Genomic DNA, 22,976 nt, shown 5'->3' with positions numbered 1-22,976 from the left:
GTATTTGCAAATTTTTAATATGTCGCAAAGGTAGCATAAAATCAGCAATTATGGATATTCGAATAAAATTATCGAAATCGAAATCCGCATTGTTCCTACCTGTTTTTATCCGTTAGTTGTGCTTACCATTCGGAAAATACAGCAGTTGAAAAATAGATAATTTGTCCGGTTCGAAAAAAATGCGTATTTTTGCACCCTAAAAAATCTGCAGAGGGTAGAACAAGAGGCGTAAAAAGGCGTCCACCCCCGGGAAATAACCTGTTAATAATTAAGAAGACAGATGTACGTAATTGTAGAAATTAACGGTCAGCAGTTTAAGGCTGAGGAAGGAAAAAAATTATTTGTTCACCACATGCGTCATGCGGAAAGTGGGGCAACGGTAGAGTTCGACAAAGTGTTGTTGGTCGATACCGACGGTAAAGTTCAGGTAGGTACGCCTACGATTGAAGGAGCAAAGGTTGTATGCGAAGTCATTTCTCCGTTGGTAAAGGGAGATAAGGTTCTGGTATTCCACAAGAAGAGAAGAAAAGGACATCGCAAGTTGAACGGTCATCGTCAGCAGTTTACCGAGTTGAATATCAAACAAATTATTGCTTAACGTTTAAAAAGTAGAAGAAAATGGCACATAAAAAAGGAGTCGGAAGTTCGAAGAACGGTCGCGAATCGGAAAGCAAACGGTTAGGTGTTAAGCTGTTCGGTGGCGAAATGGCAAAAGCCGGAAATATTATTGCACGCCAACGGGGTACGGAGTTTCATCCGGGTAAAAACGTAGGCATGGGCAAAGACCATACGATTTACGCATTGATCGACGGGGTCGTTGTTTTCAGCAAAGGCAGGGAAAATCGTTCGTATATCTCGGTCAAGAGTACCTCAGAAACAGTAGCTGAGAATTCGTAAGTGGCGAGAGGAGGCTGCTGAGTTGCAGTAAGCGAGAAGAATAGACAGATTCTTCCGTACAAAAAAAGATCGGGGCTGCCCAGAAGAGTCATAAACTCGGAAGGACAGCCTCTGTTTGTTGTTTACATATTTCTTAAAACAGATCAATCAATGAATTATTTCAGGTGTATTAGGCAAAAGAGGATCGTGTGGCTTGCCTTGTGTTTGATGAACATTATGGTTTTGTCGTGCGCGGCACACAGGGGAATGGCTACGATCGCTGTCTCGGAGGCTACGGAAGATATTTCGTACCGGTTAGGAATACCATTGACGGATGAGGATAATCTGGAACTTTACCGGATGGTTGCGCTGTGGATCGGTACTCCGCACCAGATGGGGAGGAGCACGAAGAAAGGAACCGATTGTTCGGGATTCGTTACGAACATTTACAAGAAGATCTACGGCAAAACTCTTGCACGTTCTTCGGCTGCCATGTTGGCTGCGAATTGTGAGCGCATCAACAAAAAAAGTTTGTGCGAAGGAGATCTGGTCTTTTTCTATACCCGCCGAAAATCGAAGCGCCCGTCGCATGTCGGCATTTACTTGAAAGATGGAAAGTTCGCTCATTCGAGCACCTCAAAAGGAGTTATCATTAGCAGTTTAGACGAGCCTTATTACAAAAAACGCTGGATTACCGGAGGGGTGGTGCGGTAGTTTTTTGGGGCAGGCGAATCAACATTCCGTAAACTTATGTATCTTTGTTGTCTGTAAAAAAACGAGAAGGAATATGTTGACAATAAAAGTTATCACAGAAAATCAGGACGAAGTCATTCGCCGGCTGGCCGTCAAGCATTACGATGCCAAGGAAATCACCGATAAGATTATCGCTGCGGATAAAATACGGCGCAATGCACAAACAACTTTAGACGCAAACCTGACCGAGGTCAACCGGATTTCAAAAATGATCGGTTTGCTGATGAAAGACGGAAAAACGGCTGAATCCGAAGAGGCTAAGAACGAGGTAGCCCGGCTGAAAGATACCAATAAAGAGTTAGAAGCAACGAAGACACAGGCCGAGGATGAAATCCATGAATATTTAGTTTCTATACCCAACATGCCGCATGAATCTGTGCCTGAGGGTAAAGGTGCTGAAGATAACGTGTGTGAAAAGAAAGGAGGCGTGGTACCCGAACTTCCTGCCGATGCTCTGCCTCACTGGGAATTGGCAAAAAAATACGACATTATTGATTTTGAACTTGGCGTTAAAATCACCGGTTCGGGCTTTCCCGTTTATAAGGGAAAGGGGGCACGGTTGCAGCGTTCACTCATCAATTTCTTCTTAGACAACGCACGTGAGGCCGGCTATCTTGAGATTGAACCGCCATACGTCGTAAATACGGAATCCGGCTACGGAACGGGGCAGTTGCCCGACAAAGAAGGTCAGATGTATCATGTCGGTCTGGACGATTTGTATCTGATCCCGACCGCAGAGGTGCCGGTTACGAATATTTACAGAGATGTGATTTTAAATGAGGCTGATCTTCCCATCAAAAATACGGCTTATTCGGCTTGCTTCCGTCGCGAGGCCGGTTCGTACGGAAAAGATGTGCGGGGCTTAAACCGCTTGCATCAATTCGACAAGGTCGAGATCATCCGTATCGATAAGCCCGAACACTCGTATCAATCCTTGCAGGAGATGCTCGATTATGTTCAGACGCTCGTTGAAAAGTTAGAACTCCCGTGGCGCATCCTGCGGTTGTGTGGCGGTGATCTCAGTTTTACCTCATCGCTGACGTTTGATTTCGAAGTGTATTCCGCTGCACAGAAACGGTGGCTCGAAGTCAGTTCGGTGTCTAACTTCGAGAATTATCAGGCCAACCGCCTGAAATGTCGCTATCGCGATGCCAATAAAAAGGTTCAGCTCTGTCATACGCTTAACGGAAGCGCCTTGGCCTTACCTCGTATCGTCGCGGCTTTGCTGGAGAATAATCAGACACCGAACGGTATCCGGATTCCTCAAGCGCTCATTCCTTATACAGGATTTGAACTGATTGACTGATACGGGGGGCTACCGTATTTTTCCACGAAGAGTTTTTTAAGAGGGGCGATTAAGTCCGATTCAAATAGAAGACGGTGTGTTGAAACGAAACGTTTGGCACACCGTCTTAATGTTTAATTGCGATGAAAGATCACTCGGATCACGGCCAATTCCGATTTTGTGCCGATGCGGTAGGGTGGCCCGGCAAAACCGATGCCGGACGAGATATAAAACTGCGAAGCGCCTTCTTTGTAGTAACCGTACGAGCAACGGTAGACCAGTTTGATGATCCAGCTGTAAGGCCAGAACTGACCGTTGTGTGTGTGGCCGTGAAGTCCCAGGTCGCAGCGGTTCATCACGATCTCGTCGAAACGCGGCTGATGATCGGCTACAATCACAGGCTTCCTCTTGTCCACGCCATCGAGTAGACGGCTCAACGGCTTTCGTCCTTTATTTGTGGCATCGTCACGGCCGACGAGGTAGAACGTACTGTCGTCGGGCATGACGACCGAATCGACGAGCAGTACCCCACCCGTTTTCTGCAACCAGCGCAGTTTGGCGAAGCGGTTGGCGCGGTATTCGTGATTACCTAACGTGATATAAACGCCTAACGGAGCGTGGAGCTTTCGCAGGTCATCTTCAATATGTGCGCGTTCGGCAAAACGTGACTCGTAATCCATGATATCTCCGTTAATAATTATGATATCAGGTCGTTGCGCATTGCAGAGCGCCACAAAGCGTTCCGCGCTCTTTTTGCCGATGATTTCGCCGAAATGAGTGTCGCTTATCAGAGCGATGGTGAGGCTGTCGCGTCCCTCCACGTTTTTCGGGATGTGTATGTCCTGATAGGTCACTACGGGATGCGTTACATTATAATATCCGCGCATCATCAGTCCGGCGGTGACGACCAGCAGGAACACGTAGTAAAAGCGTTTCAGACGCAGGCTTCGGGTGGTGATAAATGCGGGAATCCACGGTCTGATACGGTTTGTCAGCCGGAGGAGATCGGCGGTCAGCAGTCCGAGCATCAGATAGATGGATGCAACGTACCATGTGCCGCAGAAGTACAGGATCGGAATCATGACGTGATCCGGCAGGTCTTCGTGAAAGAAGAATCCATAGAAATACGTTGTCCATTCGATCAGGAAAAAGAGCACAAAAGGAATGCGCCACTTTTTTTGCGACGGCAGCGCCTGTTTACCCCGGTAAAAAATATAGAGGTTGAAGAGGATTTGTCCGACGATGGCTTGCAGAAACACTTTCATGGCCGGCGAAATGAAAGGTGAAAGACTACCAACTCTCCGCGTGTTCCGATCCGGAAGGGCGGTCCCCAGAGGGAGAGACCGGACGAGACATAGAGGTGCATCGTTCCGCGCTGCTCGTAGCCGTAACTGCGTTCAAACAGTCGGTCGGTAAACCACGTGAGGGGCCATACTTGTCCGCGGTGCGTATGTCCGCAGAAGAGCAGGTCGGCGCCGGCCTGTTGCGCTTGCAGCAGCTCGACAGGCTGATGATCCAGTACGATGACCGGTCGGCGCGGGTCGATAAGGCGCATCAGTTCTCCGGCCGCAAGGCGCTGCCGGTTGCTGCGGTCGTCACGTCCTACGATCTGTATACCACAGGGAAGAGTCGCTACCGAGTCGCGCAGCAAACGTACGTTTGTCTGTCTGATATACCTGACGCATGCGTCGATGCCGCTGATGTATTCGTGGTTGCCCGGTGCCAGATAAACGCCAAGAGGCGCCTTGATTTGTTTCAACTCTTCATCCATGTGTGCCTCGCGCAGAGGGTGTATGCTATGGTCGACCAGGTCGCCGCTGATGAGCACGAGGTCAGGATGCTCGGCGTTAATCCTTGCGACATAGTCTTGCAAACGCACCTTAGGAGTACCGAGTCCGAGATGGATGTCGCTGACGGCAACGACCTTGAGGGAGGTGACTGTTGAGTCGGTCGGCATCTTGGGAATATCGATATGCAGGTGGCGTACCACCGGGTTGAGGTAACAGATATATCCGTAGACAAGCACTCCAGCCGTTAGGAGTAGGGAGATACCAAAGCCTTGTGCAAACGAGCGGTTAAAGAGCCGGTAAAAATCGAAGCACAGCAAAGCCATCGTCATGTAGAGTGTGAAGACGAGCCATCCGGTAGCATACTGAAAGAAAACATGTCCCCAGACATCTGCTTTTTCGCGGTTGCGAAGCGCGAAGAGCAGGAGGATGGAGAGGGCAGACAGCCAGTAGAAGATACCGAATGCCCATTTGAAGACAGTCGGAAAAGAGGACATGGTCTGCAATCCACGGATGAAAATATAACTATTGGCACCTATGTAGGCGCACAACATCAAAATGAAAACAACTAACATGTAGGGTCTGCGGATTAAAATTTATCACTTACTTTCACTTTGTCTGAATTTACTCTGATAAAGATTTTCTTTTTTTCAAAATCAAAAGCGATGATAAAGTGTGAGAAGAAACGATTACCGATTATTCCTGAATATTCTTGAGCATGACCTTTAAACATTCTCATCGCTACAATGTATTCATCTTTGCAGGAAATATTGTTCAGATAAAATTTGTTGGGCATGATTATTCCCAATTTAGTGTGAGGGTCGGGCTTGAATTGGGTGGTATCTTTTAATAACATCCTCTCTGATCGAATGATAAAGTTTTCCACATTTTCTAAATCCCGATTTACAAATAAGGCATTTGGAGCACCTAAATCCAATAAAAAATTTCCATCGAGTTTTTCTTCCATTTCTAATGTGTCGCGAACGATTAACGAGCCGCTTAGGAAAAGGCCTTTTACATTTTCATCGTATTCAACGTCGAATGAGTGATAGGTTTTCTGTAACTCTTCTTGTTTTCTGTCTATGATCATATACTTTCCGTTGATATTGATCTCTGTTATCCCGGGTAAGTCTTTTAAGGGAAAAATCATGTCATGATCTTTCCACGCATCTATATTCGCAACATCGACCACTAATGCATCTATGGCAATATCTCTTCCAAATAAATAGAGTGTGTCTCGTATTAAATAGGAAACTTTGATCTTGTTTGCTGTTCCCCATAATCTTATCGAAGTATTTTTAGCTGCTGTTTCGAACTTTACAAGGTGCTTTAGATGTTTAAGAGCAAAATTCTCGCTTATTACAATTTTAGGGAAACCTGTTTCCAACATTACTTTTGCTTGTATGGAATCATTTAATTTCCATTCGGACAATAAATGTCCCGATTTAACAATTAAAGGAAATCTTTTATCCTCTGCTATTACAAGGTTCTGAGAGCAGTTAAAAAGGAGAATTAATCCAATTATTAATTTTACGTTCATCTAATCCGTTTTAAATATATACGATATACTTGTGTATAATGCACAAATATACAAACTTTGTCTGTTTTGTAGTGCAAACGCTACATCTAATTTTCTTATGTGTTTCTGATAATATTTCGGGTGGTAGCATTTGATTCTATACGGATTAATTTTAGCAGTAGGCATATATTCGGTTAGAAAGCTTTCAAAATAGCTTGCTTTTTTAAAAGGAGTGTTTTTGCAAATGGAAAGCAAAACGTGTGTTTTCCTATATAAAATAAGCCGTAAAGCGTGTTTTGCTTATAATTAGATATGTTTTTCTGTTTTGTGCTTATTTCTAATAAAATAGACTTGTTTTTATTTTGCTGTATCGATAAAAAAAATTCATTACCACGAATAAAAGAAGGGTAAATGATTTTTTTTAACACTTTTGGTTAAGGGTTTTTGGGGTGTTATACGTCATATATGTAAAGTGTGGTTGATAGGGTTTAAATACTTAGGTTAATCTCTCAATGGAAAGACGAAGTCGTGATGACTTCGTCTTTTCGCTTTTTAGGGCGAAGGTTTCTTTTGCGGGAAAAACCGTACATTTGTCGTATGAACGGAAAAAGCAAATTGTTCTATCCGGTGCTTTTGCTGCTGTTGGTTTTGTTATGGGCTGGCAATTTGGCATATGGCACGGTATCGATTCCACTCGGTGAGGTGATTCGTATCTTATCGGGTGAGCCTGTTGAGCAGGCAGCATGGCAGCATATCGTGTTGCAATCGCGGTTGCCGCAGGCCGTGACGGCGTTGCTTGTGGGAGCGTCGTTGGCTGTCAGTGGCTTGTTGTTGCAGACGCTTTTCAGGAATCCGTTGGCCGGTCCTTCAATTTTGGGCATCAGTGACGGGGCCAATCTCGGGGTTGCTCTCGTGATGCTTTTGGGAGGTGGTGCGGTCGGTTTATCTTCCATTTTTTCGGTCGGCGGATCGCTGGCTCTGATCGTGGCTGCTTTTGCAGGAGCCTGCTCCGTCTTGGGTTTGATTATCTACTTTTCGACGAAAGTCAGAAGCAATGTCATGTTGCTGATTATTGGGATCATGGTCGGCTATATCGCTTCATCACTGATCTCGATGCTGAATTACTACGCTTCGTCCGACCGTATCCATGCCTACGTGATGTGGGGCATGGGTGACTTTTCGAGTGTATCGAACGAACGCCTGCCTTTTTTTATCCTCTGTACGCTTATCGGACTGACATGTGCTCTGCTGCTGATCAAGCCACTTAACGCTTTGCTGCTCGGTGAGCGTTATGCTGCCAATCTCGGCGTAAAGATCAAACGCACCCGTATCCTGATTTTACTTTGTACGGGGCTGCTGACGGCTACGGCAACCGCTTTCTGCGGGCCTGTTTCGTTTATCGGGTTGGCTGTGCCCCATATCGCCCGGCTGACTTTGGGGATGGAGAATCACCGCATGTTGCTTCCGGTAACGATGTTGATCGGCTCGTGTATGGCGCTGCTCTGCAACCTGCTCACGGTTGTTCCCGGCATGGGGACAGTCTTTCCCCTCAACGCGGTAACGCCGGTACTTGGCGCACCCGTTATCATATACGTTATTCTGAACCGGAAAAATATCCAATCTATCAACTAACCGTTCTGATGATTTCCATAGAAGCAGCCTGGCAGATATTATTCTGCATGGATCAGCACGCCGGCACGATAGCTTGTCTCGGCGGTAACGGGACAGAGTGAGAAATAGCCGGATCGGATTCGTCCGTCGGAAAGCTGCAAAGGGTATTGCTGCCTTAAAAGCCCGTCGGTACGTAAGGCGGCTCCCTTCTTTTCGTAGGAGATCATGAACCGTCCCTGCGATGCCGGATGGATCAGTCGACGACTTAACTCGCAGGCCACTAACCCCATCGTATAACGCAGATTCATTTCGATGAAAGGATGAACAGCATATCCCTCGTTGTGTCTGAATATAAGCATATCTACGCCGAGATACCCCCGGTAGACATTGCCGAGTATCTCTTTTAATGTCAGCGTAACCGCTTCCCGTACTGCTGTTAACGTTTCTGCCGGGATGTATGTTGTCAAGTATTCCTGCAAGATATTGGGACGCCCGAGTCGTCCGCCGGAAAAAGCACCTTTCGTTTGAGTTTGAAATACCGACAATCCCTCGTAAGTGATTCCCTTCGCGCCGTCAGCATAAAATTCCATCGCGAAATCACAGACTTTTTCCTGCATCGGTTCGATGCTGACAGCCCCTTGTCTTCTCAAAGCTCCTTCGATCCATTGCATGGCCTTCGTGTCGGCTGTTATGTCCATGATCGGATAAACACCTTGTCCGGAGCAGGAAAAGGGTGTTTTCAGCAAGAAGGGTGGGGAATGGGTTTCGATATGTGTTTTGACGGCCGCGCCGGTTTCATAGAAACAGGGAATCGAGATGGAAGGTGGTCCGGGCAGTCGTCGTAACGTTTCCCGGAGACCGTATGCCGCCGCGCGGCGATGTGTTAACGTGCGGTATATCTCCTTCCAGGCAGGAATGGAAAGAGGAGTTCCTCGTTTTTGAAGCTTTTCAAAAAGATGGAGGCTATGCGGTGAAAGCCCCCACGGAGAAGCGTCGAGAGATACGGTCAGCCGGCAGATTTCTTTGTCGGAGACGGGATGCAGGGATGGTTGTAAATCCGGAGGCAGTGATTCGATGAAACGTCTGGCGGTTTCTGCTTCGGAAGTGAGAACATAGTCACCCTCATTTCCATACCATAACGGGAGAAGAGAGAGGTCGGACATCATTTTTTGAACGACTGCGTCGGGAGTATAGTTACGTACCCCCGACGCAATAGCCGTTTCATGTCCCGGATTAAAAAGATGGAGCGCCTTATTCGAGGTTTTCATCGATCGCGTCGATTTTCTTAACGATCAATGCCATTTCGTCTTTTAAACGTTCGATTTTACGTTCCATTTCTTTCAGCAGACCGCTTCCGCCTTTGGATGATACATTCAGGAATCCGATGTTGTTTTCGTATGTTTGCACTTCGTTTTTCATGCGCTCATACATCCGCATCAGTTTATCCCGTTCGTCATGCAGCTTATTTTCACCTTGTCCGCTCATTTCGGTCAGAGTAGAACGGAATTGCTGCATTCGGCGATCGGCCTGAGCTACATTCAGACGGTCGAACTGTTGATCTACGGCTTCACGGAATGCCTTGTAGATTTTATCTTTACTCTTGAACGGAACGTAGCCTATCATATTCCACTCGGCAATCAGCGTTTTCAATGTGGCCACGGCTTCCGATTCCGACAAATTTTCGTCCAGCGCTTTGATTCGCTCGATCAGTGCTTTCTTTGCTTCTAAATTTGTTGTTTCTTCGCCTTTTTGTGAAGCGAAGGCTTTATTTTTTTGTTCAAAGAAATAATCGCATGCTCCGATAAAACGTTTCCAGATCATATCGGATTGTTTGCGGTTGACCGGCCCGATTTTCTTCCATTCTTCCTGAAGCTTAATCATGGCTTTTGTCGTTTCTTTCCAGTCTGTGCTCTCTTTCAGTTCTTCGGCTTTTTCGGCCAACGCCTTTTTCAGATGGTAGTTGGCTTCCATCTCTTTTTTGGTGCTTTTGAGGAATTCACTTCGTCTTTGGAAATATTCGTCGCAGGCACCGCGGAAACGTTCGAAAATCTTCGTATTTTTCTTCTTCGAAGCGAAGCCGATGGTACGCCATTTCTGTTGAAGATCCAGAACCTCCTGTGTCTTTTTCTCCCAATCTTTGAATGATTTTAAATCGTCATATACGATGGCTTCGACGATTTCGCAGAGGCTTGTCTTTTCTTTCAGATTCACCTCTTCCTGCTCCTTCAGAATCTCAAAATGTCCGTGATGACGCTTATTAATCACGGTAGAGGCGGCTTTGAAACGTGCCCATAATTCTTCACGGAACTCACGCGATACAGGTCCGATTTCCCGCCATTGCTGGAACAGCGTCTGCATCTGATGATAGGCCGAAACAATATCCGGTTCGTTGATCAGATTTTCTGCCGCTTCGCAGAGTGCCGTTTTTATCTCCAGATTCTTTTTGAAGTCGTAGTCTCGAAGCTGGTTGTTGATTTTCACCAGATCATAGAAACGCTCGCTCTGGAGCTGGAAATTCCGCCATAAATCCCTCGCGTATTCCTGCGGTACGGGATTGTGCTCCTTCCATTCTTGCTGGATTTCCTTGAATTCTTTATATCGTTGGTTGAAATCGTCGTTACTGTCGACCAAGGCTCCCATCCGGTCGATGAGCTGTAACTTCTTGACATAGTTTTCTTCTTTGACACGCGTCTGCTCTTTTTGCACGGCCATTCTCTTTTCCTTATATTGATCGAGCAGATTTCTGTATGTGACAGCCGTATCGTCTTCGGGCGTCTCAAAGTCTTTTTCTTCTCCGCCGTTTTCAATGAAGATACGTTTCAGCTCCTCAACCTCAGCCTTTACCGTGCGGAAGTATGCCTCTTTCAGCTTTTCCAGTTGTTCACGCGGTGCTTCTTCGGCATGTTCTACCAATTTCTTCAACCCTTCCAAAATGTCCTGTTTGTCGATCATACTGATGGCTCCCACCTCGATTGCTTCCTGCAGTTCGCCACAGAAATCGTCCGGGGTTGTCGGCAGTTCCTTCATTTCGGGCTCTTTTTGTACCGATGCTTCATCAATGGTGATCTCATGCATAGATTCTGCCGGTTTTTCTTCCATGGCATTTGCTTGCTCTTGCATGGAGGCAGCACTCTCTGCGACGTTTTCAGACGACTGGGCAGAAAGGGCATCAGGCGTCTGGGGTGTTTCCGGTTGGCCTGTTACGTTTGTGTCTTTTGTCAATTCCATTACACTATTTTTTTACGGGGCTTTTCCCATACATTATTCTCTAATGGTACAAAGTAAACTATTTTTTTTGACTTTAGGCTTTGTTTGAAGGAAAAAATAACAAAAAAAGACAATCTTTTCTCCTCGTTTGATTTTATTGATTCAGCGACAAGCGGATGCTGATGCCGTAATCCGAGTTCGAAGTAGGGTAAGAGGCGCTGGAAACGAGCGGAGTATTGATTTGCAGATCATAGTAAGCGCGCAGTGTAATCGATTTGCTGAGTGCATAGTCGGCAGAAAATTGCAGGCTTTGTGTCATAGCTCCGCTTGTCATCTGCGTATATCCGTCCGTTATTTTGCGAATCAAGGCCTGTGTTTTCCGCCGTGCATAATCAAAGCGTACGGTCAGATCGTTGTTGAAGTCGTTCTTTTTCCGCATTTTCAATACTTTGTTAAAGTCGGCGTATTTATATCCCAGACTTATCATCAACTCGTTGGAATGTGCCTCAACGATCTGATAAGATGATACATTTAAATTCAGGTTGCGAGTTTTTTGATATTTCAGTCCGGCCGTGACATCATTCAGGAAAGTGGCATCAATACCGAGCAACGGATTGAATCCTTCGGTGATGCTCACTGAGGTGATTGCATATGCCGAAGAAGGGATCGGATCATCGGTTCGTGTGTCCGGAGTAAAACCGAGATGATCGCTGCCGGCACTCACCCATTTCGGATAAGACTGATAACCGCCTACGCTGTACACGCATCGGTACTGATGGTTAAGTACCATGCTTTTGAAGTGTTTCTTTATCAGAGGGATCTGAATCAGTCCGTCGTACGATATCCGCCAGTTCGGCAGGAGGTTTGTAAGCGCTTTGGGAAAAGCTGTCAGCTCGACTTTTTTCGGATTTTTTCCGGTATATGCCGCAAGGAATGCCGGAATCAGCACATCCGACGAGTTTGGGCTGACACTGCCTTTTTCGGGGTTGTACGGTTGATTGGCTAACGAGCTATTGGCCAGGAAGCCGGCATTCGGATATGTCGTTGCCGCATACTCTTTTTCGAGCCTCGATGCAATCACTTCACGATGATTCAGGAATTCGCGGAAGGTTTGCGATTCATAGCCGTTGGATGCGTTTCCGATACTGGCAAAGGCATTTCCAAGGGCGACAGTCGTCATAGTAAACGTACCACCGTAAAGAGTCGGCATGCCATCGAACATGTAACTTATTTCCGTATCGCGCGAGTCGACACGGGTGGCATTCAGGTCGATTTTGAGTCCGACGGCTGGTTCGAGCGTGGCATTGGCTGTCAGGGTTTTGCTGCTGTTGATCAGGGCTGGTTTGATGTTATTCTCATCCATAATCAACCAGTTGTTATTGACGGCTTCCCGGATGTAGCTTTCGCGTACATCGCCGAAAGCAAATCCCCATCCCGGCGCATTTCCGAAAGCCGTATTCGCTTGACCGATCCAGTCTCCGATCATCGGGCTGAAGCCGGGGATATACATGCCGTCGCTGAGTCCGTACTGAATGTTGACACGTCGTGTCATCATCAGGAAGCGTGTCGTATATTCTAAGGCTTTGTATGCCGGCGTTTCTTCTCTCGGAGGCACCGGATATATGGTTAGTTGCAGCTCGACGGAGTCGCGGTTGTTGATGCGGATACGCCCATAATCGATCGCTTTATAGTCGATCTTATACAGCGTACTGTCATCGGTACGTCGTGCTACGATACGGGTAAATTTCCGGATCATCAGTCCGTGGTTAACGATCGTTCCGCTATCGGGATTGAGCTGTACCGTCGTTTCGAACTTTCTCTTTTGTTTTTTCTGACTTCTGTTTTCCTGTGAGCGACGACTGCTTTCTGCTGCCGAACCGTACTTTTGATTGATTCTTCTCAGCAGTCTGTTTTTGTTATAGAACGACTGGAAGTTCATGCTTCCCTGCAAGTTCATCTGCCGCTGATTTTTGATGCTGTTACCGGTTTTGATATGAGCGCCTACAAATGGTCCGCGCTCCCAATTGTATGTAGCGTTATACGACATGCTTCCTCCCATCCAGTCGAGCACGGGAATGTACTGAAGCGGCAAGGAATAAGTAACATTGAATGTCTGATCGTAAAGGAGCGGCGTACCTAATTCGGCGATACTCCTTTTAACACTGTCCTTCCATACTTCATATGCGTGGGGATTCAGTTTTCTGTTGACTTGCACATGGGGTTCTTCGATTCTTGCGTTTGTACCGGCGCTGAAATCGATATTCAAATTGTTGAGCGGATTCAGTCGGATACTGAACGAGCGATCCCAGTAAAATTGCTGGCTGAATGATACCGGGATATTGCTGGTACTGAGCGGATCAAGGTTACGCAACTGAATCTCGTAATAGTTTCGCAGCATCGAAGTCTGAAAACTGATGTTGGATGGCAAATAGTTGAGGGCAAACTGCTTGAAATATCGGGTGAATCCGTTATCCTTCTCAATGTTGCTAAAAGGCTGGAAAGGTTTGGCATACGGGGTATAGATATAACTCAGATTACCCTGATAATTCGTCGTCGTTTCGTAGACGGTTTCCGGATCGGTGCGCTTGCTTTCGTTGTACGCATAGCCCATCGAAAAGTTGGCAGGGTCGTAAGGCATCGGATTTTTACTTCTGATGTTCACCTGTACATTATTCAAGGCAAGACTTTTCGTCGTGACTTGTCGTTGAGACAAGCTTTTCAATGAATCTTTTTCTGCTTTTGAATCCAGGAGATTGAGTGCATCGTTGAGCTTAACGTCCTGATCGAGCGGATTATATTGTGGCGATACCGTCTCACGCGAATAGGCATAATGAAGCGGCAGACTAACTTGTGCCTTTTCGGGGAAAAATTTGCCCAGCTGCATGGAGGTGGAGACGGCGTACTGCATGTAGTCGTCTATGTTTCGTTCGCCAATGGATTGATCGATTCGTCCAAAGCCGGCTGTTTCGACACGTCCGGTCGCATTGAAGGTTCCGAAGTCCGATAAGGCTACACTCAACGCCCCGTTGGCTGCCCAACCTCCTTTTTCGTCGAAATCGGTCAAGCGTAATTCGTTCACCCATATCTCCCCGCTTTTGATGTCTTTGGAGTTGTTGCGCACTCCGATCATGATTGTTTTCACTTCGGCCAGGCTCGGGTTACCGATGACACTGATTTTGTTCAATTGGCGATTGGGATCGTATTCCGAGTAGAGCGTTGTGAAGTTCACGTCGCTCTGTCCTTCTCGTCGGGCACGGTTACGTCGCATCTTCAGGTTGGTCAGCACTTCCATGTCGAAGTCGATCATATTTTCCGCGGGCCAGACGGCCAGACGGTCGTTCTCGCTGTTGTTATTATAGTGTCCGGGCGGAGTCAGATTCAGCGGCACTTCATATTCATAATAATTACTTTTGTAGTCCGATCCGAGCCGCAGGAAGACTGAGAGTTCGCCGTTGCTCAGAGCCGTGACGTCGTTGATGAACTTTTCGGCATGAACGAAGAGCTGTATCCGTTTATAACGGCGCATATCATAGTTCTTTTTCTGATAAATGGCGCGTGCGTCTTGCGAGCCGAGGTTTGTTACCTTCATCGAGAGCGCCTGTTCGTTTTGCTGGCGCAGCTGAGGCTGACTCGGGTCGGTCATTCGGGTGATGCCCGGCGGTAAGATGTAGTTGACCGGCTGGCGGTCTCCGTTTTCTTCGATATTGACCGAGGTGATGTCTAACGTGCCGTTGATGGAAGGCGGCGCGTTGGGGTTCGACAAATCCTGCAGGTAGGTGCGCCATTCGCCGCGAACCAGCTCGAATGTGCCGAGACGCAGGATGGTTCGCTCCTGAAAACCGGTCATGTAAACACGCATGAAGCGGATGCTCCTGAAATCCTGAATCGAACCGATCTTGCGTTGGTATTCTTTGACCGGAATCTTAAACTGATACCAGGTGACTGCTGTGGATGCCGTATCTGATTTTCCGTTTGGCAATTTTACTTTGACTCTACGTTGGTTGACAATATAATTACTGCCTACAACCATATCTTTCGGACGAATCGATACCTTATATTCATAGTACTTCTCGTTCTGATCGTTCAGGGTATTGTCGTTATTCAGGTCTTCTACGTCAGGGGTCGTTTTAGACGATATATCATATCGTTCCGGTGAATCTTCGGCTGCCGTCGAGTTTCCTTCGGTGCCGTTATAACGTTTGTAACGCGTGAGGATGTCGACTTCATCGCGATCGTAGTCCGATCCGCGGAAATAGTGATAATTGTCGCCGGCGGGGTCGTTAATGGGGGAGAACGGGTTATTTTCCCACGAGAGCAACGTTTCGGCAGAGACTTTACGTTTCACTTTTTCGACGTATTTTTGGTACGTCGGAAATACTTTCTCTTCTTCGGTTGTTAGACCATTGAGACCGACGTCTTGCAACTTCCGTGCTCCGGCGGTATTGTCAAACGCATAGACCGTACTCTGCTGAATGGGAATCTTTCCCCAGACGGTCGTGTCGACCTGCGACCGGTCACCGTTGATCGGCAGACCGTTTTCAAAGAATTTCTTTTCGTCTTTGAGGATATCTTCGGACAGTTCTCCGAGGTTGAAGTAAAGATCGCCTCCGTTTGCCGTTTCTCGGTTATAGATAAACGGATCCATGAGCCAGAACTCAATGTATTCGATATTGGCCGCTTCGAAATCGGTATGGTCGAGTTTACGCATCATACCTCCCCATCGTTTCTGCGGGTTAGCCAATGTACCGTCCGGGTTGATACCATCGGCATCGAGGTTATACGGGCCACGTTCGTTCGGATAGTAGGCGAGGTTCAGGGCGTAGAGTGTGCTGTTTTCGTTGTATGCCAACTCTTTGTTTGGATAGATTTCGGAGTAGCTGATGGCGCGTACATAATGGTTCGAGATATCGTCATCGCTGATGTGGCGCGGGCGCAAGGAGGAGCTTGGTCGTGTAAAGATACCGTCGATATAGTACCAGGCAAAAAGCGCACGGTTTTTACCATATTCAACGTTATTGACTAACGATGCTTCGGGGAAGAGTGCGTTAGCTGTATTATCGTAGGGTACGCTGGCCAATGCCCATGGGTAGGGGTTGAGCAGGTCGAAGCTGCTTTGTGTCGATTCGAAATCGTCGAGATAAGAATGTTTACCCGTGTTTTGATTTTCATAATGCCCGGCGATCAAGTGCGCAAATTCGGCATTGAACGAGATTTGGCTGGGCTTGGTCAGATTCAGCAGCGGCAGTTTGTCTACCATGTTGGTGAGCCACTGGCTTTCCCCTTTGTACGCGAGGTTGGCGCCCCACAATGTGTTTTTGATGGATTCGTCGCCAATCGCCGTTTTTGTGGTCAGAGGCATTTCGGAGAGGTGCATCAGGGTACCTCCCAAGGTGAAGTTTTTGGAAAACTCGTAGTTCAGATCGACTCCCATCATCGTTTTTCGCTGCATGTTATAGACAGACTGGTTTTCGAGCGAAACATTAATCGGACTGTTGCTGGCGATGACGCTTTCGTTCAGGATTCTTACCGTACCGGAGGCATAATCGACCGTATAATCCACATTTTCGGTGAGTTTGACACCTCCTGCCGTGACAACGACCGAGCCGCGCGCCACATTTGTTGCGCCGAGGCTAATCTCGGACGAGGAAGATGCACGGTATTTACCCCGCAATTTGAATTTATTTTTCTCGGCAATCTGCTGTGCCGCTGTTTTCGTCGAGGAGTACAGTTCTTGGAAAACATATTTGTCGGCGATGGCATCGTTGCCGATAGCCTTTCGCAGGTGCGAACCGAATGGCTCGACGACGGGAAAAAAGATGCGGCCGTTGAAGGAGTTGATCGTATAACCTTCGACGAAATCGAAGTATCCGTTACCGCTACCGTTCGGGTCGGGTTCGTTATTGGCATCAAGCCGGTCGAGATTCATCACTTGCAATAGGGTTTTGTCGGCGATGTTACCTTCCTGAATGTTGTATACATAGGTGCCGGCCGTATCGCTTTGATAGACGATATCCAGCTTGAATTTATCTTTTTGGATGGCCGAAGCGTTGAGCCAGTAAACGTTTCGCATCATCAGATTCCAGAACGGCATGTTGGGCGACATGTTGACACCTCGCAGTAGCTTGACATATAGGCACTGGCTTGTGTTTTCCTTATCGTCGGTCGACATTTCGCCGACTTGATAAGTGGTGCCACCGTACATGTATTCGAAAGCTACGGCAAGACATTCGTCCTGTTGTAATTGCGATTGCAGCGAAATATATCCTAACTGCTCGTTCAGCTTGTATTCCGACGGACTCAGCTTACGGGCACTTTCCATTTTGACGAAGTCTGTTCCGCCTTCGAGGAATCCTTCGAGTGTTTGCCCGACTTTGTTGATGTTGCGGGCCTCCTTGTAGTTTTCGATCAGATCGTTATAGAGCGTGTTCGCTTTGTTGTATGGGGCCGAGATGGATCCTGACGGTTGCACTTTGGAGTTGAAAATATGGTTGTGTTCGCCTAAATCGGAAAAAGCCACGACATTACGTGCATCGTTGTAGTTGCTGCGTTTGTTGAGCACCCATACCTCGATACGTTTGATGCTGACGCTGGATGAGATATACGGCAATTGAGACATGGCTTCGTCGTAATGGTCGCGAAAATAATGTGCGAGGAAGAAGTGGCGATTCTCGTCGTAATCATCGATATTAATTTCGAAGTCAGTCATCTGAGCGCCCCCCTTCGATGAGACGGTTCTCGATTCGGAGTTTTGCTGTGCCAGCAGTGCATTGATATGCAGTTTACCGAATTGCAGTTCGGTTTTGATACCGAAGAGGGCCGCACCGCCGCGTATGAGCGAGTTCCCGGTATTGAGGCTGACGTTTCCGGCTTCGATGTTTTTGATGATTTCATCCTCATCACCGGCATAGGCGAGGTTCAGGCGTGAGGCGTCGAAATCAAACGACGACTGAGTGTTGTAATTCAGACCGAAATTGACTTTCGTCCCCACCGTGGCCTGCATGTTAAGCTGCACGTTGTTGTCGAAATTGAAGAAGGTGCGGCTACGTGAACGTTCGGGGAGTGACGGGTTTTTCGTGCCGCTCGATTTGAGGCCTAATTTCAGTTCGGCCGTTCCTTGCGACCGTACGCGGACACCTCCCGGCCCGAAGATTTTGTCGGCTGCTCCGATATTGAACTGCATGTCCATGAAATTGAACTGTCCGTTAACCGATTCACGAAACGATTCTTCGTTCTTCTGTCGGTAGTAGGCACGCATGGACTCCTGCATACTGTAGTCCTGATATTCTTCGGGTGTCAGAGTCATCGGTGTTCCCAATTCCATATCGCCCACCTTGGTACGGATGATGTACATACCTGTATGCAGATCGTATTCGACCGATGTTTTCAGGTTTTCGGGATCGCGCAGATCGGCGGGCGATTGTCGGGTTAGCTCTTTATATTCCTGCGGGACGGTTTTCGAGATTGGGTACCGGCTTCTCGGCAGCGTATCGTTCGGTGCTGCCTGTGTCGTTGTCTGCTGTGCAAAGCCATGGCCGAGCGTACAGATACTCAAGCCGAGCCATACGTAAAATAACCGGATATTATGTCTCAAACCTTTCTTCATTAAAGCATTTTAAGGGAAGTCTTGATCAGTTGTTCCACCGTCATGTCGGGCGTTCCTTTCAGCAGGGAGTCTACGGCTTTTTGTGAAGCTGCTTTCTGGAAACCGAGCATCACAAGGGCGGCTACAGCTTCTTCGGCCGTATCGGAGCGCCCCGTTCTTGTGGCGGCTTTCCGTTCGTCGAGTCCTTCAACGGGTCTGACTTTATTTTTCAGATCGACGACGATGCGTTGTGCCGTCTTGCTCCCAATGCCTTTGATGGCTGTCAGACTCACATCATCGCCCGAGGCGATGACATCAATCAGATCGGAGGGTTTGAGGGACGAGAGAATCATACGCGCCGTATTCGGTCCTACGCCCGAAACGGATGTCAGGAGTAAGAACAATTCGCGTTCTTCACGACTGGCAAAGCCGAACAGCAGGTGCGCATCTTCCCGAATCACTTCGTGCACGTACACTTTCCCTTCATGGCGTTTGTCGAACGCACTGTACGTCGTGAGAGAGATATTCAGCCCGTAGCCGATCCCTGCGCATTCGATGACCATCTGTGCGGGAGACAGTTCAACGATTTCGCCTCTTATATATTCGATCATTCCCTAACTCGTTTAGATATCTATACCCAAGTATAACGAAGAAAAAGGCAAAAGCGTATATTTTGACGACGGATTTTTTTCTGAATGCGTATCGGTCATATATGGAGCAACGCTTTTTTCATGCAGAGAGAAATATCCTGCTCGAAAACTCCTACCTTTGCCCCGGAGAAAAGCAGAATAAGATGAAACAGAACGATTGGAAGAGCCGTCTCGGGGTGATGTATTCGACTAATCCCGATTATGAGTATCAGACTGACAAGGAAGCGGAAGAAGAGACACTGCCGAAGGATAAACAACGGCTGCGTATCACGCTCGACAAGCGGAATCGTGGAGGCAAGGTGGTGACACTGGTCAGCGGTTTTCGCGGTACGGGCAATGATCTGGCCGCGCTCGGTAAGCTGCTCAAGACGCGTTGTGGCGTGGGCGGCTCGACCAAAGACGGCGAAATCATCATACAGGGTGATTGGCGACAGAAGGTAGCCGATATTCTTACGAAAGAGGGATACAGGGTATGCTGACTATTTACCGTGCTTCGGCCGGAACAGGTAAGACACATACGCTTACGGGCGATTACCTGCACATGCTCTTTTCCGCCCCTGACGCATATCGTCATATCCTTGCGGTGACATTCACCAACAAAGCCACGGAGGAAATGAAAAACCGTATATTAAGCGAGTTGTATCTGTTGGCTTCGGGACAATCGTCCGACTATACCGGCATGCTCACTGAGGCTCATCGTCTGACGGAAGAACAATTGCGAAGCCGTGCACGTGCGGCTCTGATCCGCATCCTCCACGACTACTCGGCATTTAACATCAGCACCATTGACCATTTTTTTCAGCAGACGATGCGTGCATTCGTCCGCGAGATCGGGTTGCAGGGGAATTACCGCATCGAGATGGATAGAGACCTCGTGCTCTCCGAAGCGATTGATAGTCTGCTCTCCGACCTCGATAAAGACGAACACAAAGACCTGCTCGAATGGCTGCTTCGTTTCAGTGAAGAAAAAGTGGAGAAAGGTGAGACTTGGGACTTGCGTACCGAAATCCGTAAGCTCAGCAACGAATTGTTCAAAGAGAGTTACAAGGCTTTTCGCTCCGAAGTAAACCGCGATATTGCAGACCGGACAGTGCTGGCGGAGTACAAAAATATGCTTTATGCCATCATACGCACTACCGAAAGTCAAGCTGTGCAAATAGGGGAGAAGGGACAGCGCGTCATGGAACAGCATGGTTTACAGCCGTCGGACTTTAAAGGTGGGGCGCGTTCCGCTTTTTTCCTGTTCGATCGTCTGGCGAAGGGGAGCATGAAAGAGCCGTCCGCCACGTTCAAAGCATTGCCTGACCATGTGGAGAGCTGGTACACCAAAACTACGTCGCCCGAACGCCGACAGGCCATTGAACAGGCTTATGGCGGCGGACTGAACGAATGTGTGCATGACGTCTGCCGTTTCTTCGAAGGACTGACGAATTACTATACTGCGTTGGCCATCAGTCGTAATCTTTATACGTTGGGGATATTAAACGATATCGAACAACAGATCCGGCAGTGGCGCGAAGAAAAAAATCGCATGCTGATTGCCGATACGACCGAGTTGCTGAGCAAAATTATCGACGGTAGTGATATTCCGTTTGTTTACGAAAAGACAGGAACACGTATCGAACATTACATGATTGATGAATTTCAAGACACAAGTGCCATGCAATGGCGTAACTTCCGGCCGTTGCTCAAAGAAAGCCTCGCTTATCGACGCGCCAACCTGATAGTGGGAGACATTAAGCAAAGTATCTACCGTTTTCGCAATTCGGACTGGACACTGCTCGACGAGCAGATTGGGCGTGATTTTCCCGCGTCTCAGCTCACGGAGAAAACATTGGCCGAAAACTGGCGAAGCTGTCGGAATATTGTTGAATTTAACAATGCTCTGTTTACCGTTGTACCTCAGCTGCTTCAAGTATTATATAATGATGGGATCGATCAGGCCGCGCTCTCGCAGGAGAGCCGCGAACAGTATGCCGGCAAGATCGTATCGGCTTACAGTCGGAGCTATCAGAACGTCGCGCCACCGTTTCGAGCAAAGGAGGGACATGTCCGCATCGAGCTGTTACCCGATGAGGACGAACATTCGTGGAAAGACGAAGCCATGCAACGGCTGCCGATGGTTATTGAGCGCTTGCAGAAGAACGGATATCAATTGAGAGATATTGCCGTGCTCGTCCGTACCCGTAGCGAAGGCATCCGGGTAGCCGACACATTGCTTAATTATAAGGAAACGCATGCCGATACGCCGTTTCGGTATGATATCATCTCCGAAGATGCTTTGCTGATCGGGCAAGCGTCGTCCGTCCGCTTTATGATCGGCATGCTTCAATATCTGAACCGGCCGGACGATGGGACAGCCGCTCGTACGGTCGAGGCTGTACACGCCGTGATGCAAATGAAAACGTCGGCCGAAGCATCCGTACAAACAATCCGGAAGGAGCCGGAAACGGCGTTTGCACCGGAAATACTTGCCGAGCTGCAACGACTTTCGCACCACTCGTTTTATGAAACAGTCGAGGGACTTTACCGTCTTTTCAAAGCCGATTTTCCTGAGAACGAACAAGTCTTTGTACAGGCTTTTCTTGATTTGACGGCCGAGTACGGGGAGCGTGAAACAGCCGATATCGACCGTTTTCTGAAATGGTGGAAAGAAACCGGATGTCAGTCGAAAATTGCTACACCGGACACACAGAATGCGATCCGGATTCTGACTATACACAAGTCGAAAGGCCTTGGATTCAAGGCGGTCATTCTCCCTTTCGGCGACTGGGAAATAGATTCGAAAAGCAGTACAATGCTGTGGTGTCATCCTTCATCTCCACCGTTCAACCGTTTACAGGTCGTGCCGGTGAACTATACGAAAGACCTCTGTTGTACGTTATTTGCCGAGGCGTATTATCATGAAAAGCTGCATGCTTATATCGATGGACTGAATACTCTCTACGTCGCTTTGACCCGGGCAAAAGAAGAACTGATTATCTTTACTCCAGACGATAAAGCGCCCAGAACGCAGGTGATCTCGCATTTGCTTCGTGCGGCCTTGACTTCCGACTGCTTGACGGCGGAAGGTAACCCATTGCGTTCGCTTGCCGAAGGCTTCCGGCCGGATGAAAACCTCTTCGAATGGGGGGACGCGTGGCAACCGGACAGTACCTCGGCATCCGGCACGGAAGAGCTTCCGATGAAACGTATCCCGTCCGTTAGGCCCGACGAACGAATGTTCCTTCATTTACATCGCCAAGGTGACTTTTTCGATGACACGGCGCGACGCTACGGTATCTTGATGCACGACTTGCTGAGCCGTATCCGCACAACGGCCGATATTTCCGCAGCCGTTGCTGCCAAAGAAGCGGCCGGTGAAATCAGTCGGGAGGAGGCATCCGGCCTGATCGAAAAATTGCAAATCCTGTTAAACGAACCGTCCGTACGGCACTGGTTTGACGGCACGATGCAAATCTTGAATGAGACGGATATCCTTGTCGGTAACGGACATTCAAGTCGTCCCGACCGTATCATGCTCGACGGGAAACGGGCAATAGGTGTCGATTATAAGTTCGGAACCCGAAAAGACAGGCGTTATATCCGTCAGATGAGTAGGTATATCAAATTACTCCGTCAGATGGGATTCGCTCCTGTCGAAGGTTATCTCTGGTATGTCGAACTCGGAGAAATGGAGGCCGTTTCCGATTGACGTTTTTAATAT

14 protein-coding genes are annotated in these 22,976 nt (G+C 48.0%); 7 read left to right on the top strand and 7 right to left on the bottom strand.

What is annotated here, in order from left to right:
* Positions 1 to 280 precede the first annotated feature (280 nt).
* The 4 genes from rplU (at position 281) to serS (ending at position 2,935) form a co-directional block, all read left to right on the top strand.
* Complete coding sequence (gene rplU, locus ACTTKA_RS04805; RefSeq protein WP_014225218.1) at positions 281 to 598, top strand: 50S ribosomal protein L21; 318 nt, start codon at positions 281 to 283, stop codon at positions 596 to 598.
* A gap of 20 nt (positions 599 to 618) precedes the next feature.
* Complete coding sequence (rpmA, locus tag ACTTKA_RS04800) at positions 619 to 897, top strand: 50S ribosomal protein L27 (RefSeq protein ID WP_014225219.1); 279 nt, start codon at positions 619 to 621, stop codon at positions 895 to 897.
* Positions 898 to 1,113: 216 nt separating this feature from the next.
* Positions 1,114 to 1,590 (top strand): C40 family peptidase, encoded by a 477-nt coding sequence (locus tag ACTTKA_RS04795; RefSeq protein ID WP_442724176.1) that lies wholly within the window; start codon positions 1,114 to 1,116, stop codon positions 1,588 to 1,590.
* 73 nt (positions 1,591 to 1,663) lie between these two features.
* Complete coding sequence (gene serS, locus ACTTKA_RS04790; RefSeq protein WP_442724175.1) at positions 1,664 to 2,935, top strand: serine--tRNA ligase; 1,272 nt, start codon at positions 1,664 to 1,666, stop codon at positions 2,933 to 2,935.
* Between the two features lie 113 nt (positions 2,936 to 3,048).
* Here serS and ACTTKA_RS04785 read toward each other — a convergent pair whose 3' ends face one another.
* From ACTTKA_RS04785 to ACTTKA_RS04775, 3 genes are read right to left on the bottom strand one after another with little or no spacing between them, the layout of a single operon-like run.
* Positions 3,049 to 4,179 (bottom strand): metallophosphoesterase, encoded by a 1,131-nt coding sequence (locus tag ACTTKA_RS04785; RefSeq protein WP_442724174.1) that lies wholly within the window; start codon positions 4,177 to 4,179, stop codon positions 3,049 to 3,051.
* On the bottom strand, positions 4,176 to 5,276 hold the full coding sequence (locus ACTTKA_RS04780) for a metallophosphoesterase (protein WP_442724173.1): 1,101 nt from the start codon (positions 5,274 to 5,276) through the stop codon (positions 4,176 to 4,178). Before ACTTKA_RS04780 ends, ACTTKA_RS04785 begins: the two co-directional genes overlap by 4 nt.
* Positions 5,277 to 5,290: 14 nt before the next feature.
* Entirely contained in the window at positions 5,291 to 6,241 is a 951-nt protein-coding gene (locus tag ACTTKA_RS04775; RefSeq protein WP_442714168.1) for a hypothetical protein, read from the bottom strand.
* A 576-nt stretch (positions 6,242 to 6,817) separates the two neighbouring features.
* Here ACTTKA_RS04775 and ACTTKA_RS04770 point away from each other — a divergent pair.
* Complete coding sequence (locus ACTTKA_RS04770; protein ID WP_442714167.1) at positions 6,818 to 7,852, top strand: FecCD family ABC transporter permease; 1,035 nt, start codon at positions 6,818 to 6,820, stop codon at positions 7,850 to 7,852.
* A gap of 38 nt (positions 7,853 to 7,890) precedes the next feature.
* On the opposite strand, the gene ACTTKA_RS04765 is transcribed toward ACTTKA_RS04770, so the two are convergent.
* The 4 genes from ACTTKA_RS04765 to ruvA all read right to left on the bottom strand — a co-directional run bounded on the left by ACTTKA_RS04765 (position 7,891) and on the right by ruvA (position 19,231).
* Positions 7,891 to 9,099: a hypothetical protein gene (locus ACTTKA_RS04765; protein WP_442724172.1), complete on the bottom strand. Its 1,209-nt coding sequence runs from the start codon at positions 9,097 to 9,099 to the stop codon at positions 7,891 to 7,893.
* The gene (locus ACTTKA_RS04760) at positions 9,083 to 10,930 is read right to left on the bottom strand and encodes a DUF349 domain-containing protein (RefSeq protein ID WP_442724203.1); all 1,848 of its coding nucleotides are present in this window, start codon (positions 10,928 to 10,930) and stop codon (positions 9,083 to 9,085) included. The genes ACTTKA_RS04765 and ACTTKA_RS04760 overlap by 17 nt, the downstream gene beginning before the upstream one ends.
* A gap of 262 nt (positions 10,931 to 11,192) precedes the next feature.
* Entirely contained in the window at positions 11,193 to 18,641 is a 7,449-nt protein-coding gene (gene sprA / locus ACTTKA_RS04755; protein ID WP_442724171.1) for a cell surface protein SprA, read from the bottom strand.
* Positions 18,641 to 19,231, bottom strand: coding sequence for a Holliday junction branch migration protein RuvA (ruvA, locus tag ACTTKA_RS04750; RefSeq protein ID WP_442724170.1), 591 nt, complete (start codon positions 19,229 to 19,231; stop codon positions 18,641 to 18,643). The genes sprA and ruvA overlap by 1 nt, the downstream gene beginning before the upstream one ends.
* Before the next feature lie 182 nt (positions 19,232 to 19,413).
* Here ruvA and ACTTKA_RS04745 point away from each other — a divergent pair, with 182 nt between their 5' ends.
* Both ACTTKA_RS04745 and ACTTKA_RS04740 read left to right on the top strand, forming a co-directional pair.
* A complete protein-coding gene (locus ACTTKA_RS04745) occupies positions 19,414 to 19,749 on the top strand; it encodes a translation initiation factor (RefSeq protein ID WP_442724169.1) in 336 nt (111 codons plus the stop codon).
* Positions 19,743 to 22,964: a UvrD-helicase domain-containing protein gene (locus tag ACTTKA_RS04740; RefSeq protein ID WP_442724168.1), complete on the top strand. Its 3,222-nt coding sequence runs from the start codon at positions 19,743 to 19,745 to the stop codon at positions 22,962 to 22,964. Before ACTTKA_RS04745 ends, ACTTKA_RS04740 begins: the two co-directional genes overlap by 7 nt.
* The last annotated feature ends 12 nt before the right edge of the window (positions 22,965 to 22,976 follow it).

Source organism: Tannerella sp., from assembly GCF_052170195.1.
In the GTDB taxonomy this organism is placed as follows: Bacteria; Bacteroidota; Bacteroidia; order Bacteroidales; family Tannerellaceae; genus Tannerella.
This window is presented reverse-complemented; position numbering and strand designations above follow the sequence as displayed.

Excerpts from the sequence above, each read along its gene's own strand:
- ACTTKA_RS04770 (WP_442714167.1), top strand. The coding sequence starts at position 6,818 with ATGAACGGAAAAAGCAAATTGTTCTATCCGGTGCTTTTGCTGCTGTTG.
- ACTTKA_RS04775 (WP_442714168.1), bottom strand. The coding sequence starts at position 6,241 with ATGAACGTAAAATTAATAATTGGATTAATTCTCCTTTTTAACTGCTCT.
- ACTTKA_RS04785 (WP_442724174.1), bottom strand. The coding sequence starts at position 4,179 with ATGAAAGTGTTTCTGCAAGCCATCGTCGGACAAATCCTCTTCAACCTC.
- ACTTKA_RS04740 (WP_442724168.1), top strand. The coding sequence starts at position 19,743 with ATGCTGACTATTTACCGTGCTTCGGCCGGAACAGGTAAGACACATACG.
- ruvA (WP_442724170.1), bottom strand. The coding sequence starts at position 19,231 with ATGATCGAATATATAAGAGGCGAAATCGTTGAACTGTCTCCCGCACAG.
- sprA (WP_442724171.1), bottom strand. The coding sequence starts at position 18,641 with ATGAAGAAAGGTTTGAGACATAATATCCGGTTATTTTACGTATGGCTC.
- ACTTKA_RS04795 (WP_442724176.1), top strand. The coding sequence starts at position 1,114 with ATGGTTTTGTCGTGCGCGGCACACAGGGGAATGGCTACGATCGCTGTC.
- ACTTKA_RS04760 (WP_442724203.1), bottom strand. The coding sequence starts at position 10,930 with ATGGAAGAAAAACCGGCAGAATCTATGCATGAGATCACCATTGATGAA.
- rplU (WP_014225218.1), top strand. The coding sequence starts at position 281 with ATGTACGTAATTGTAGAAATTAACGGTCAGCAGTTTAAGGCTGAGGAA.
- rpmA (WP_014225219.1), top strand. The coding sequence starts at position 619 with ATGGCACATAAAAAAGGAGTCGGAAGTTCGAAGAACGGTCGCGAATCG.
- ACTTKA_RS04780 (WP_442724173.1), bottom strand. The coding sequence starts at position 5,276 with ATGTTAGTTGTTTTCATTTTGATGTTGTGCGCCTACATAGGTGCCAAT.
- ACTTKA_RS04765 (WP_442724172.1), bottom strand. The coding sequence starts at position 9,099 with ATGAAAACCTCGAATAAGGCGCTCCATCTTTTTAATCCGGGACATGAA.
- ACTTKA_RS04745 (WP_442724169.1), top strand. The coding sequence starts at position 19,414 with ATGAAACAGAACGATTGGAAGAGCCGTCTCGGGGTGATGTATTCGACT.
- serS (WP_442724175.1), top strand. The coding sequence starts at position 1,664 with ATGTTGACAATAAAAGTTATCACAGAAAATCAGGACGAAGTCATTCGC.